The organism is Rhodococcus sp. IEGM 1354 (genome assembly GCF_030056855.1).
GTDB lineage: Bacteria > Actinomycetota > Actinomycetes > Mycobacteriales > Mycobacteriaceae > Rhodococcoides.
In genome coordinates this window covers 468,234-481,123 of sequence record NZ_JASHKT010000001.1, presented here as the reverse complement: position 1 = coordinate 481,123, position 12,890 = coordinate 468,234, and the positions used below count along the sequence as shown (strand labels likewise).

Below are 12,890 nucleotides of genomic sequence, written 5' to 3'. Positions count from 1 at the left end.
GCGCAAGAGTGTAAAGATGGATACATGACTTCAGTAGTGAACTCGGGCATCGATCTCAGCTACCAGGACGAGAACACACGCGCGCAGGACGACCTCTTCGTGCACGTCAACGGCAAATGGCTGGAGGACTACAGCATTCCCGCAGACCGCGCCGTCGACGGTGCGTTCCGGACGTTGTACGACCGCGCCGAGGTCGACGTACAGACCATCATCGAAGAATCGGCGGCCGCGAATCCGCCCGCGGGTAGCGACGCACAGAAGATCGGCGACCTGTTCTCGAGCTTCATGGACGCCGATCGGGCCGAACAGCTCGGCACCACCCCGATCGCCGACGAGCTCGCCGCCGTTGCCGAGGCAACCGACTTGGTAACGCTCGCAAGCGTTCTCGGCTCTCTGCAACGCACCGGAGTCGGCGGCGGTATCGCTCACTACGTCGACACCGACGCCAAGCGATCCGATCGCTACCTGGTGCACTTCAGCCAGTCCGGAATCGGCCTGCCCGACGAGTCGTACTACCGCCAGGACGAGTACGCCGACATCCGCGCGAGCTACATCGCGCACATCGCGAAGATGTTCGCGCTCAGCGGCGTCGACTACGACGCGCAGACGGTGTTCGACCTCGAGCGCAAGATCGCCGCGGGCCACTGGGACGTCGTCGCCAGGCGCGACGCCGAGAAGAGCTACAACCTCGTCCAGTTCGACACCCTGGTGCAGAACGAGCCCGGATTCAATTGGACTGCATGGATTTCCGGCCTCGGCGGCACCACCGAACAGTTCGCCGAGATCGTCGTACGCCAGCCACCGTTCGTCGACACGTTCGTGTCCCTGTGGACGTCGGAGGACATCGAGACCTGGAAGGCGTGGCTCGCGTGGCGCGTCGTACATGCCCGGGCTCCGTTCCTGACGAGCGCACTCGTCGACGAGAACTTCGCGTTCTACGGAACGACGCTGACCGGAACCGAGGAGAACCGCGAGCGCTGGAAGCGCGGCGTCTCGCTGGTACAGGACGTCCTCGGCGAGGCCGTCGGCAAGCTCTACGTCGAACGCCACTTCCCGGCGGACTCGAAGGCACGCATGCAGGTGCTCGTCGACAACCTCACCGAGGCCTACCGCCGCAACATCTCCGAGCTCGAATGGATGAGCCCGGAGACGCGCCGCAAGGCCTTGGACAAGCTGGACAAGTTCACTCCCAAGATCGGCTACCCCGACCGCTGGCGCGACTACTCGAGCGTCGACATCACCGCCGACGATCTGCTCGGCAACTACCGCCGCGGTTACGAAGCCGACTATCAGCGTGACCTCGACAAGCTCGGAGGACCGGTCGATCGCGACGAATGGTTCATGACGCCGCAGACCGTCAACGCGTACTACAACCCCGGGATGAACGAAATCGTCTTTCCCGCAGCCATTCTGCAACCGCCGTTCTTCGACGCCGAGGCCGACGACGCAGCCAACTACGGCGGAATCGGAGCCGTCATCGGGCACGAGATCGGGCACGGATTCGACGACCAGGGTGCCAAGTACGACGGCGACGGCAACATGGTGGATTGGTGGACCGACAGCGACCGCACCGAATTCGGTAAGCGCACCACTGCCCTGATCGAGCAGTACAACGAATTCGAGCCGAAGGCACTGCCCGGCCACAAGGTCAACGGCGAATTCACCATCGGTGAGAACATCGGCGATCTGGGTGGCCTGTCGATCGCCGTCGCCGCGTACGAGATCTCGCTCGAGGGCAAGGACGCACCGGTGCTCGACGGCCTGACCGGGCTGCAGCGGGTGTTCTTCGGCTGGTCGCAGGTGTGGCGGACGAAGGCACGAGACGCCGAAGCGATCCGTCGTCTCGCCGTCGATCCGCACTCGCCGCCGGAGTACCGGTGCAACGGAGTCGTGCGCAATCTGGACAGTTTTCACGAAGCGTTCGACGTGCAGCCCGGCGATGCGCTGTACTTGGACCCGGGGAAGCGCGTCAAGATCTGGTAGCACGTGAGTGGAACTTCGTAGTCGGCTACGAGAAACCACTCACATAGGGCGGGACAACGGGGAGGACAGTCGGATGAGGGAATTCGTACGGTGGATCGCAGCGCACGGGGTCATCAGATTCGGGGCCAAGCGTGCTGCGGCCGCCGGTGACCGGCAGGCCATGCTGGTCGCCGATCCGGCGACGCGGGCAAATCCGACGCCGGTGTACGAGGAACTACGGGCGACGGCACCGCTGGTGAAGACTCGAATCTCCAACATCACCGTGCATCACCGGGTGGCGTTCGCCCTGCTGCGGTCCGACGATTTTCGGGTCACCCAACTGGGCGGCACGTTGCCGGCACCGCTGAAGTGGGTGGAACGACACACCAGGTCTGGAGCCCTGCATCCAATCCTCCCGCCGTCCCTGCTGTCGGTCGAGCCGCCCGATCACACCCGGTACCGCAAGCTGGTGTCCTCCGTGTTCACTGCCCGGGCCGTAGCGCAGATGCGAGATCAGGTGCAGGAAACCGCGGACGCACTGCTCGACGAACTGTCCGACGGCAGCTCTGTCGTCGACATCGTCGACAGGTACTGCGCTCGCCTTCCCGTCGCAGTGATCGGCCGCATCCTCGGCGTTCCGGAGAAGGACAATCAGCGCGTACTCGAATTCGGCGAGATGGCGGCGCCCAGCCTCGACATCGGTATCTCGTGGAGCCAGTTCAAGCAGGTGGAGCGTGGCCTCATCGGTTTCGACGCGTGGCTCTCGCAGCACATCGCCGAGCTTCGCCGCAACCCCGGCGAGGACCTGATGAGCCAATTGATCGCCGCCGAGGACGAGGGCATCGGCCTGAACGACGAAGAGCTCAGGGCCACCGCAGGATTGGTGCTGGCCGCCGGATTCGAGACGACGGTCAATCTCCTCGGCAGCGGCATCCAGCTCCTGCTCGATCATCCGGATCAACTGGCTGTGCTGCAACAGGATCCATCGCACTGGCCCACCGCGATCGACGAGATGTTGCGGATGGAATCTCCGGTTCAGCTGACGGCTCGCGCGGCCAAGCACGACGTCGTCGTCGAGGGCGTGCCGATCACGAAGGACTCACTGGTCGTCCTCGTGCTCGCCGGTGCCAACCGCGATCCGCTGGTCTTCGAGGACCCCGACCGGTTCGACGTCACCCGCGACAACGCGGGTAAGCACCTGTCGTTCTCCGGCGGACGCCACTACTGCCTGGGCGCAGCTCTGGCGAAGGCAGAGTCCGAGGTAGGTCTCAAGACGCTGTTCGACAGGTTCCCCCACCTACGTTCGGCAGGTACGGGAACCCGTCGCGACACGCGCGTATTGCACGGGTGGGCAACACTTCCGGTGGATCTGGGCGAACCTGTCAGGACAACCGCAGACCGGTAGCGGAGTCGAAGAAGAACAGTTCGTCGAGCACCGGCTTCAACCGGACGGTCTCGGCGAGGGCGACCGACAGCTTGCGGTCCACCCTCACCGAGATTCGTCCCGAGGCCGTCGTCCACTGACCGTCGGTGCTGGGCGCGGAGGCGTAGACGAACGACTCCGCACCCAACTCCTCGATCAATTCGACGGTGAGTCGGAGTCCGCCCGCATGTTCGCCGACGAGCTCCCACGATTCCGGCCGAACCCCGACGACGACGCGGTGACCCGCCGACGTCGGAACGGGGATCCGAAGGTCGCCGAGTACTGCTGCACCCTCGTGTACCGGAGCGTCGACGAGGTTCATGCCGGGAGACCCGATGAACCCGGCGACGAAGGTGTTGACGGGGTTGTCGTAGAGCTCCCGCGGAGCGGCGATCTGCTGTAACTTGCCGTCCCGCAACACTGCAACTCGGTCACCCATCGTCATCGCCTCGACCTGATCATGGGTGACGTACACGGTGGTGGTACCCAATCGTTTCTGCAGTCCGGCGATCTGCGCCCTCGTCGACACTCGCAGCTTGGCGTCGAGGTTGGACAGCGGCTCATCCATGCAGAACACCTTGGGTTGCCGAACGATGGCTCGCCCCATGGCCACTCGCTGCCGCTGCCCACCGGAGAGCTTGCCGGGCTTGCGACCCAGCAGTGGCTCGAGTTCGAGCATCCTCGCGGCGTCCAGTACGCGAGCCGCAGTGTCGGCCTTGCTCATTCCCGCGTTTCGCAATGCGAAGCCCATGTTGTCGCCGACGGTCATGTTGGGGTACAGCGCGTAGTTCTGGAACACCATCGCGACGTCCCTCGCCCGTGGGGCGAGCGAGGTGACGTCCACTCCGCCGATGTCGATGTGGCCGCTCTCGACGGATTCGAGGCCGGCCAACATCCGTAGACTCGTCGACTTTCCACACCCGGACGGCCCCACCAGCACGATGAACTCGCCATCCGCTATGTCGAGTTCGAGTGTGTCGACAGCGAGAGAGTCCGCGCCCGGGTACCTGTGCGAGACACCCGCATAGTGAACGGTCGCCATTACTTCGGCAGCTTCGGGGTGATCTGACGGTCGATGATCTGCTGCAGCTGATCCGAGATGGACGCGAACGTCGTTGCAACATCGGCATTCTGCAGCGCAATCTGCTCCAGACCGCTACCGATGATCTTGTCGCCACCGGGGACGAACACGCGGGCCGCGTCCTGGGAGCGGGTACGCGCCAACTGGTCGACGGCCGTCTTCGCGTTCGGGTTGGCCTCGAGGAACGCGATTTCCGACGGGTCCTGCTGCGCCGACTTGCGGACCGGCATGTACCCGGTGTTCTGCGAGAAGTAGGCCGTGTTGGCACCGTTGGTGACGAAATCGATGAATTTGAGCGCGTTCACCTTTCGCTCGTCGGAGATCTTGGCCGGGATGGCCAGACCCGCGCCGCCGGTGGGGCATCCGGGCGCGCCGTCGGTAGCCGGCAGGAAAGCCGTACCGAACTCGAACGCGGCGCCCTTGGTGATGGTGGACAGGTCTCCGGTGGAGGCGATCGTGGAGGCGAGGATGCCTGCGGCGAAGTCGTTGGCGATGTCGTTGGAGACCGCCGCGTACTTCTTGGTGTGAATCATGTCCTGCAGGAACTTGCCTGCCGCAATGGTATTGGGGTCGTCGAACTTCAGCTCGAACTGATCGGAGTACGATCCGCCGAACGTCCAGATCGGGCCCTCGAACGTCCACCCGAGGTAGTCGACGGCATTACCCCAGCCGTGGGCGAGCTTGCCGTTTCCGACGACGGCCTGGATGCGCGGGCCCCACTCGTCGAATTCCTGCCACGTGGCCGGTCCGCGATCGGGCAGGCCTGCTGCCGACCAGACGGCTTTGTTGTAGTAGAACAGCGGAGTCGAGCGTGCATACGGCAGAGCCCAGTGGCTGCCGTTCCAGTTGTAGTCGGCCAGCAGCGAATCCACGTAGTCGGACTGGTCGACGCCGGCCGCGGAGAAGTGCTTGTCGAGGGGCTCGATGGCACCGGTGAGTGCGTAGTTGAACCACCAGACATCCGAGAGTACGACGACGTCGGGCACATCGTTGCCGGACAATGCCGCATTGAACTTCTGCGACACCTCCTCGTAGTTCTTGCCGCCGTCGATGAGATTGACCGTCAGTCCGGGGTTCTGCGCCTGGAACCGCGAGATCAGCTCCTTCTCGAACTCCTGGGACTTGCCCGGGTGGTTCGACCAGAAGTTGATGGTGTTCGCATCGCCTTCGACACCGCCGCCGCCCGTCGATCCCGATCCGGGACCGCTGCACGCCGCGAGGGCTGCGGCGGCTGCAGCCGCACCGGTGAGCGTGAGGAAGCCACGCCGATTGATGATGTGTGCCATGGTGTTCGACTCCTGATAGTGAGGTGAATCAGCCCTTGACCGCACCGGAGGTGAGGCCCTTGATCATGTGGCGCTGCAGGACGAGGAAGACGAGAAGAATCGGCAGAATGGTGAGCACAGTGGCGGCCATGACCGCTCCCCAGTTGGTGTAGCCCTCGCTGTTCTGCAGCAGCGTCAGGCCGACCGGTAGCGGAGCGACCGACGAGTCGTCGGACATCAGGAACGGCCAGAGGTATTCGTTCCATTCGGTGACGATGGTGATGATCGCGAACGCCACCATCGTCGGACCCGACAGCGGCAGGATGACGCGGAACATCAACCGCACCGGACCCGCACCGTCCATGCGCGCGGCCTCGATGATCTCCGGCGGCAGCGACAGAAAGTGGTTACGCATCAGGAAGGTACCAAAGGCGACACCGGCCAGCGGAATAATGATGCCCTGGAACGAGTTTCGCCAGCCCAACTCGGAGATGAGCGAGTAGTTCGAGATGACGGTGATCTGGTTGGGAACCATCAGTGCGGCGATGATGACGAGAAAGACGATGTTCTTGCCCGGGAAGCGCAGGAAGACCAGGCCGTACGCACTGAGCACACCGAGGACGAACTTGATCGACGCGACCGCCGTGGTGATGACGATCGAGTTGCGCAGGTACGTGAAGAACGGCACCTCCGTCGTCGCCTCGTTGTAGTTCTGCGGATGAAAACTGCTGGGCCACCACGTGACCGGCTGAACGTAGATGTCCGGGCGGTCCTTGAACGAGGTGACCAGAATCCAGAACAGCGGCAGGCCGATCATCAGCAGGACGGCAACCATCGCCGCGTAGCCGAGGACATTCGCGCTGCGACGCGTGCGCTGCGGGTCCCGACTGCGCGAAGGCTTTTCCGGCACTGCGGCATCGGGCTTGCTCACCAAGGTCATCGCTGATCGTCCCGATCCATGATTCGTACCTGTACGAGAGTGACGATCAACAGCACGAGGAACAGGATCGTCGCGACGGTCGCCCCGTAACCGGCCCGGAAGTTACGGAACGTTTCCTCGTAGACCTGGTAGACCATCGTGGTGGTGCCGGTGGCCAGTGGGCCACCGCGCGTCATGACGTTGATGATGTCGAAGACCTGAAGCGAGTTGAGCAACACCGTGATCGAGAGGAAGAACGTCGTCGGACGCAGTTGCGGTAGAAGCACTTTGCGGAACGTGGTCCAGCGGCCGGCCTGGTCGATCTCGGCCGCTTCCATCAATTCCTTACGCACACCCTGCAGCGCCGCGAGATAGATGACGAAGGTGTAGCCCAGGTTCTTCCACAGGTAGGTGACGGTGATCATGACCATCGCCCATTTCGGATCCTGATAGAAATCCGGGACCGCACCGAGGCCGAATCTGCGCATCAGGTCCTGCACGAGCCCGAAGTTGGGATCGAAGACGAACTGGAATGCGATACCGATCGCGGCACCGGAGATCACGTACGGCGCGAACACCGCGGAGCGAACGAAGTTGCGGCCCCTCAGTTTACGATCGAGCAGCAGCGCGAGTATCAGGCCGAGCACCAACGAGCCGACGACCGCGGCCACGGTGAACACGACAGTGTTGCCGACGATCTGCCACGTGTCGTCACGGGCGGCCCATTCGCGGTAGTTCTCGAATCCGACGAACGTGGACGTGGGCGAGGACAGGTTCCAATCGAAGAACGAGAACTGGAAGTTCTCGACCAACGGGCGGTACGTGAACACCGCCAACAGAACCAGGTTGGGGCCCACGAGAATCAGGAACAGTGCGTAATCGGTCCACGGCCGCGAGAAGAAGCTCTTCTTGCCTGCCGTGGGCAGCACTCGTTCGGTTGTTGCACTCACCGCGAGGACTGTGCTCAGTCGCGGCTAACGAATGGTGAACGCGGCCCCAACTGGTGCCGTCACGCAAACCAACCTATGTGAGTGGAACTTCGTAGCAGGGGTCGAAGTTCCACTCACATGCGGCGAAGCCGCTCTAGCGGTTCCAGTCTCCGAGGCCGTCGGATCCGCTGAGGGTGCCGCCGTCGGTGTTGACGACGACGACGGGATCACCCTTCTGGGCGTTCTCGAAGAACCACTTGCCGTCTTCGGTGCTGACGTTGAGGCAGCCGTGCGAGGAGTTGGAGTACCCCTGCTGCGATTCCGACCACGGTGCCGCGTGGACGAAGATGCCGCTGTAGGAGATGCGCGTGGCGTACTCGACGTACGTGCGGTAGCCCTCTTCGGAGTCCACCGGCACACCGTAGGTGGAGGAGTCCATGTACATGTCGCGGAAGCGCTCGCCGACGATGTAGGTGCCGTTCGGGGTTTCGTGGCCGACTTTGCCCATGGAGGTGGGCATCGTGCGAACGACCTCGCCGTTGCGGGTCACGGTGATCTGCTTGGTGTTGTCGTCGGCCGTGGTGATGATCGAGTCACCGGTGGAGAACTCCGTCTTCGCACCGCCCGCTTCGACGGTCACCTGGGTGTGCGCCGGGTAGAACTCGTTGGGCAGCCACCGCACCTGAGTGTCGTTGATCCAGTAGAAGTGGCCTTCGACGGACGGGTTCGTGGTGACGCGGATGGCGCGTAGTGCGGCGTCGCGATCTCCGATGGCCTCGTCGAAGCGGATCGCGATGGGTTGCGCCACTCCGACGACCTCGCCGCCGGACGGGCTGATGCTGGGGTCGGCGAAGTTCGCCGGTGCCAGCGGTGCCACTCGCTGCTGCGGGGCGGGTGCCGGTGCCGCCGGGTCCGAGGATCCGGGCATGCCGGGGATCGACACGTCGGGGCCGCCGGGCCACAGCGGAGCCGCCTGGGCGGATCCGAATGCTGCGGAGGCGGCGAGCGCCGTACCTGCGAAAATTGCCCCGATACGGGCGAACCTACGAGTGCGAACCTGAGTTGCCATGTGACCCGACCATCCTTCGTACTGCGTCGTGATGCCCCAGTAGCAGTGCTGCCGCGGGGCAACGCCCATTAACACATACCACCCGGACTTTTGCTAATCGGATATTGCCGAAAACGACGACGGAATTCACGAGTACGAGTAGCTTCCCGCCACCGGAGACCCTGTTCGAGCCGTAGGTGTCGATCGTCCGCGAACGGGTATGTCGCATGCAACGTACTCCGTCCAGACACCGGCGGTTCCGCAACGGACTTCACAGGTCCGGTGTCCGAAAGGGTGGGTCGTGGCTATGGATACCAGCACTCCAGTCCGTCGCATCGTCGTCGTCGTGCCCGCACACGACGAACAGGATCTGCTCGACGCCTGCCTGACCGCCCTGGCGAAGGCCGGACGTCACGTCGCCGACGTCGCCCCGGTGACGGTGTCCACGACGGTCGTTCTCGACGCATGCACCGACGGTTCGGCGCTTGTCGCGGCGCGTCACCCGTCGGTGTCGGTCGTGACGGTGGCCCATCGAAACGTGGGAGCCGCGCGGGCCGCCGGATTCGCACAGGATCTGAACGGCGGTCTCGACCGCGGCGACACGTGGTACGCCACCACCGACGCCGACTCGACGGTGGGCGAGCAGTGGTTGGTCGGGCATCTGCGGCACGCCGCCGAGGGTGCCCGGGCTGTGGTCGGGACGGTGTCGGTGCGGTTCGAGGACCACATCGTCGACGACGAAGCGCTCCGCTCCTCCTATGACGCTCAGTACGTCGACGAGGCGGGCCATCCCCACGTGCACGGTGCCAACCTGGGTGTTCGGGCTGCGGACTATTGGGCGGTCGGCGGGTTCGCACCGCTCGCCACCGGCGAGGATCACGACCTGGTCCGTCGTCTGGAGCTCGGCGGCACCGTGTGCCGCCGAGTGTGTGACATTCCGGTCGATACATCGGGCCGCCTGCGCGGCAGAGCACCCGACGGTATGGCCGGCTTCCTTCGTTCTCTGGAGCCTTCTGCATGACCGACACCGGATTCGTCGACACCCCCGATCGCACCACCGATCTCGAGTCGGCGTTGCGCGCGCAGTTTCTCGCGTTCGAGGCGGATGGGCGGTTGGATCTGGCTCTCCCCGGCTCGGGGAACACAGATCACCGGTGGCAGTCGCTGGCTGCGCTGGGCCGACACGACACCGTTCTGGGCCGCTGGGCCGAGGCACATACCGATGCGATCGCGATTCTGCACGAGCTCGACGGCCCGACGCCCGAGCGTGGCCAGATCTGGGGCGTGTGGGCTGCGGAACCCCCGGCTCCGATCCTCGAAGCGGTGCGCGGCGATTCGGGGTGGCTCCTGTCCGGGACCAAGCCGTGGTGTTCGGGGGCGTCCGTATGCACCCACGCTCTCGTGACCGCTCGCGTCGACGGCGAGCCGCGATTGTTCGCAGTGGATCTGACTCATCCGGGTGCTGCCCCGGTGCCGAACACGTGGCATGCCGTGGGAATGCGGGAGAGCGACTCGGGCTCGGTCGCATTCGATCGCGTTCCCGCGGTCGTGGTCGGTGGTCCGACGGAGTACCTGACCAGGCCGGGCTTCTGGCATGGCGCGATCGGGGTGTCGGCCGTCTGGTTCGGTAGCGCCTGCGCGGTGGCCGATACCCTGCATGCGGCCGTGCGCTCGCGTCCCGACCCACATCGCGCTGCTCACCTCGGTGCCATCGCATCGGCTCTCGGAGCCGCGTCGAGTGCCCTGACCACCGCGGCGGCCGAGGTCGACGCGGATCCGTTCGACCGCTCCGGCCGCGCTCGGATCCGTGCTCGCATCGTGCGCGCCGTCGTCGAGGATGCCGCCACGCAGTGCATCGACCGCGTCGGGCGTGCGCTCGGTGCCGGCCCGCTGTGCGCAGATGCGGAGCATGCTCGACGCGTCGCCGACCTCACCGTCTATCTGCGACAGAGCCACGCCGAACGCGACCTCGAAGCCCTCGGACACGACATCGCACAGGAAGACAACCCTTGGTAGAGAACGCGTTCGACGCCGAAGTCGACCTCGGTACCGCCGAATCGGACTGGCTGTCCGCAGATTGGTCGATTCCCGGTCTGCACTGGAGCGACATCGTCACCATGGTCGTCGTGGCACCCCATCCCGACGACGAAGTACTGGGCGTCGGTGGGTTGCTGTCGATGGCCGCAGCCGCGGGCGTCGACGTACGGGTCGTCGCGGTCACCGACGGCGACGGTTCGCATCCGGGATCTCCGACGGTGACGGCCGAGGACCTCCGCGCCCTGCGGCCCGTCGAGTCCGAGCGCGCCCTCGCCGAACTGGGCATCGTGCAGCCGCCGACGCGGCTGCAGTTCACCGACGGCGAGGTCGAAAAGCACGAGGACGCTCTGGCCCGCGCCCTGGTACCGCTGCTCGACGCCACTCCGGGTACCTGGTGCCTGACGCCGTGGCGCGGGGACGGCCACCCCGATCACGAAGCTACGGCGCGTGCCTGCCTCACCGCGGCCGCCGTCGTGGGGATACCGGTGGTGGAATATCCGATCTGGATGTGGCACTGGGCAACTCCCGAACACCGGGCGGTGCCGTGGTCACGCAGTCGCCGCATCGACCTGCCCGCGCATGCCGTCGAGGCGAAACGGGCGTCGATCGAGCGCTTCGAATCTCAGATTCGACCGCTGTCCGATCACCCGGCGGATCGCGCAGTGTTGCCACCGCACATCCTGACGCGGTTCCGACGCCCGTTCGAAGTCGTCTTCGCATGAGTAGGCTGTCCGCATGAGCTTGAGTCCGGAATACTTCCGCGATGTGTATGCCGCGCACGAGGATCCGTTCATGCTCGACAGCAAGTGGTACGAGCGTCGCAAGTATGCCCTCACCCTGGCATCGTTGCCGAAACCGCACTATCGACGCGGCCTCGAACCCGGTTGCTCCATCGGCGTGCTCACCGAACAGCTCGCTGCCCGCTGCGAGCATCTGGTGTCGACAGACGTGGTGCAGAGCGCACTGGATACGGCTCGAGCGCGCGTAGGCGAGAGTGCTGCAGTCGATTTCGCACTGTGGTCCCTCTCCGACGACGTATCGGCGCTGCCGAACCCCCAGGAGAAGTTCGATCTGATCGTCGTCAGCGAGGTGGGCTATTACCTCGACGCCGAGGACCTGGCGGCCGCCATGAGCCGCATCGTCGGCCGGTTGGAGGCCGGAGGCACACTGGTGGCCGCGCATTGGCGTCACGACGTGGAGGACTATCCCATCTCGGGCGACCAGGTTCACGAGATCATCGCTGCCACAACGGGACTGGCCGCACTGAGCCGCTATCTGGACGAGGACGTTCGGATCGAGGTGTTCATCGCCACCGATGTTCCCGCCGTATCGGTTGCCAGCACCGACGGGCTCGACGTGCGATGAAGCCCGAGGCCCGGGGGCGCTATTCGGTGGACTTCGCCGCGTCGTCGACCAACTGCACGGCGAGATCGGCCAGCTTGACGTTGGTGTCCTGAGAAAGCTTGGCCAGCAACGCGAATGCCGCTTGCGAATTGAGGTTGTAGCGTTCCATCAGCATGCCCTTGGCCTGCCCGATCAGGTCCCGGCTCGTCAGCGCGGCCCTGATCTGTTGTTCTTCCCGGGCGCTGGAGAACGCGATGGCCGCGTGCGCAGCGAACAACGAGCCGATGGATTCGGCCTCGGCCGAGAATGCGCGGGTTCGCGTCGAATGCAGGTTGAGTGCGCCGAAGTTGAACCCTTCGACGTAGAGCTGAAAGCAGATCATGCTCTTGACCCCGAGCGCAGACGCTGCATCGGTGAACTGTGGCCAGCGGGTCTCGCTGTCCATGTCGTCGATGCGGATGGTCGTCTGTTCGATCGCCGACTCGAGGCAGGGCCCCTCGCCCAGCTGCTCCTGGATCTTGTCGCAGTGCCCGGCAACTTCTCCTGACAGAGCGGCGCTGTGCACGAACTTGCCCTGCATGACCGTCGTGATGGATGCGTACTCGGCATTGGGAACCTGAGCGACCGCAGCCTCGGTGATCATGGCCAGTACGCGATCAGGATCGGAATGCTGACGGCGCAGCTTCTCGGCCACCTCGGCCAACCGTCGACTCAGCTGGAAGTCGGTAACCCGCGGGATGGCGCCCGACGCGTTCAGTGTCTGCTCGCTGATGGTGGTCACCTCGTCCTACTGCTGCACTCTGCCCGCTACTACACTCTGCCCGCTACTGCACAGGGGCGTACCCGGTATCGGCGGATGCCGACAACACAGGATACGCCCCT

At 64.6% G+C, this 12,890-nt stretch carries 12 protein-coding genes; 6 read left to right on the top strand and 6 right to left on the bottom strand.

Annotated features, from left to right (window positions below; genetic code table 11):
• The first annotated feature begins 24 nt into the window (after nucleotides 1-24).
• Both QM588_RS02455 and QM588_RS02450 read left to right on the top strand, forming a co-directional pair.
• The gene (locus QM588_RS02455) at nucleotides 25-1,983 is read left to right on the top strand and encodes a M13 family metallopeptidase (protein ID WP_283311224.1); all 1,959 of its coding nucleotides are present in this window, start codon (nucleotides 25-27) and stop codon (nucleotides 1,981-1,983) included.
• A gap of 73 nt (nucleotides 1,984-2,056) precedes the next feature.
• Nucleotides 2,057-3,367: a cytochrome P450 gene (locus QM588_RS02450; protein ID WP_283311223.1), complete on the top strand. Its 1,311-nt coding sequence runs from the start codon at nucleotides 2,057-2,059 to the stop codon at nucleotides 3,365-3,367.
• Here the strand turns inward: QM588_RS02450 and QM588_RS02445 are convergent.
• From QM588_RS02445 to QM588_RS02425, 5 genes are all read right to left on the bottom strand, one after another.
• On the bottom strand, nucleotides 3,345-4,427 hold the full coding sequence (locus QM588_RS02445) for an ABC transporter ATP-binding protein (RefSeq protein ID WP_283311222.1): 1,083 nt from the start codon (nucleotides 4,425-4,427) through the stop codon (nucleotides 3,345-3,347). The genes QM588_RS02450 and QM588_RS02445 overlap by 23 nt on opposite strands.
• Entirely contained in the window at nucleotides 4,427-5,752 is a 1,326-nt protein-coding gene (locus QM588_RS02440; protein WP_283311221.1) for an ABC transporter substrate-binding protein, read from the bottom strand. The genes QM588_RS02445 and QM588_RS02440 overlap by 1 nt, the downstream gene beginning before the upstream one ends.
• Before the next feature lie 28 nt (nucleotides 5,753-5,780).
• Nucleotides 5,781-6,671: a carbohydrate ABC transporter permease gene (locus QM588_RS02435; protein ID WP_283311220.1), complete on the bottom strand. Its 891-nt coding sequence runs from the start codon at nucleotides 6,669-6,671 to the stop codon at nucleotides 5,781-5,783.
• Entirely contained in the window at nucleotides 6,668-7,600 is a 933-nt protein-coding gene (locus QM588_RS02430) for a carbohydrate ABC transporter permease (RefSeq protein ID WP_176458489.1), read from the bottom strand. Before QM588_RS02430 ends, QM588_RS02435 begins: the two co-directional genes overlap by 4 nt.
• Before the next feature lie 133 nt (nucleotides 7,601-7,733).
• Nucleotides 7,734-8,648 (bottom strand): L,D-transpeptidase, encoded by a 915-nt coding sequence (locus tag QM588_RS02425; protein WP_283311217.1) that lies wholly within the window; start codon nucleotides 8,646-8,648, stop codon nucleotides 7,734-7,736.
• Nucleotides 8,649-8,934: 286 nt separating this feature from the next.
• Between QM588_RS02425 and QM588_RS02420 the strand changes: the two genes are divergently transcribed.
• Genes QM588_RS02420 through QM588_RS02405 form a run of 4 tightly spaced genes read left to right on the top strand, consistent with a single transcriptional unit; the run spans nucleotide 8,935 to nucleotide 12,029 of the window.
• Nucleotides 8,935-9,648: a glycosyltransferase gene (locus QM588_RS02420; protein ID WP_283311791.1), complete on the top strand. Its 714-nt coding sequence runs from the start codon at nucleotides 8,935-8,937 to the stop codon at nucleotides 9,646-9,648.
• The gene (locus QM588_RS02415; RefSeq protein ID WP_283311215.1) at nucleotides 9,645-10,643 is read left to right on the top strand and encodes an acyl-CoA dehydrogenase family protein; all 999 of its coding nucleotides are present in this window, start codon (nucleotides 9,645-9,647) and stop codon (nucleotides 10,641-10,643) included. Before QM588_RS02420 ends, QM588_RS02415 begins: the two co-directional genes overlap by 4 nt.
• Nucleotides 10,637-11,386 carry a PIG-L deacetylase family protein gene (locus tag QM588_RS02410; protein WP_283311214.1) on the top strand — a complete coding sequence of 250 codons (750 nt, stop codon included), beginning with the start codon at nucleotides 10,637-10,639 and terminating at the stop codon, nucleotides 11,384-11,386. Before QM588_RS02415 ends, QM588_RS02410 begins: the two co-directional genes overlap by 7 nt.
• Nucleotides 11,387-11,399: 13 nt before the next feature.
• On the top strand, nucleotides 11,400-12,029 hold the full coding sequence (locus QM588_RS02405; protein ID WP_283311213.1) for a class I SAM-dependent DNA methyltransferase: 630 nt from the start codon (nucleotides 11,400-11,402) through the stop codon (nucleotides 12,027-12,029).
• 19 nt (nucleotides 12,030-12,048) lie between these two features.
• Here QM588_RS02405 and QM588_RS02400 read toward each other — a convergent pair whose 3' ends face one another.
• A complete protein-coding gene (locus QM588_RS02400) occupies nucleotides 12,049-12,789 on the bottom strand; it encodes a GAF and ANTAR domain-containing protein (RefSeq protein WP_135047844.1) in 741 nt (246 codons plus the stop codon).
• Between the last annotated feature and the right edge of the window lie 101 nt (nucleotides 12,790-12,890).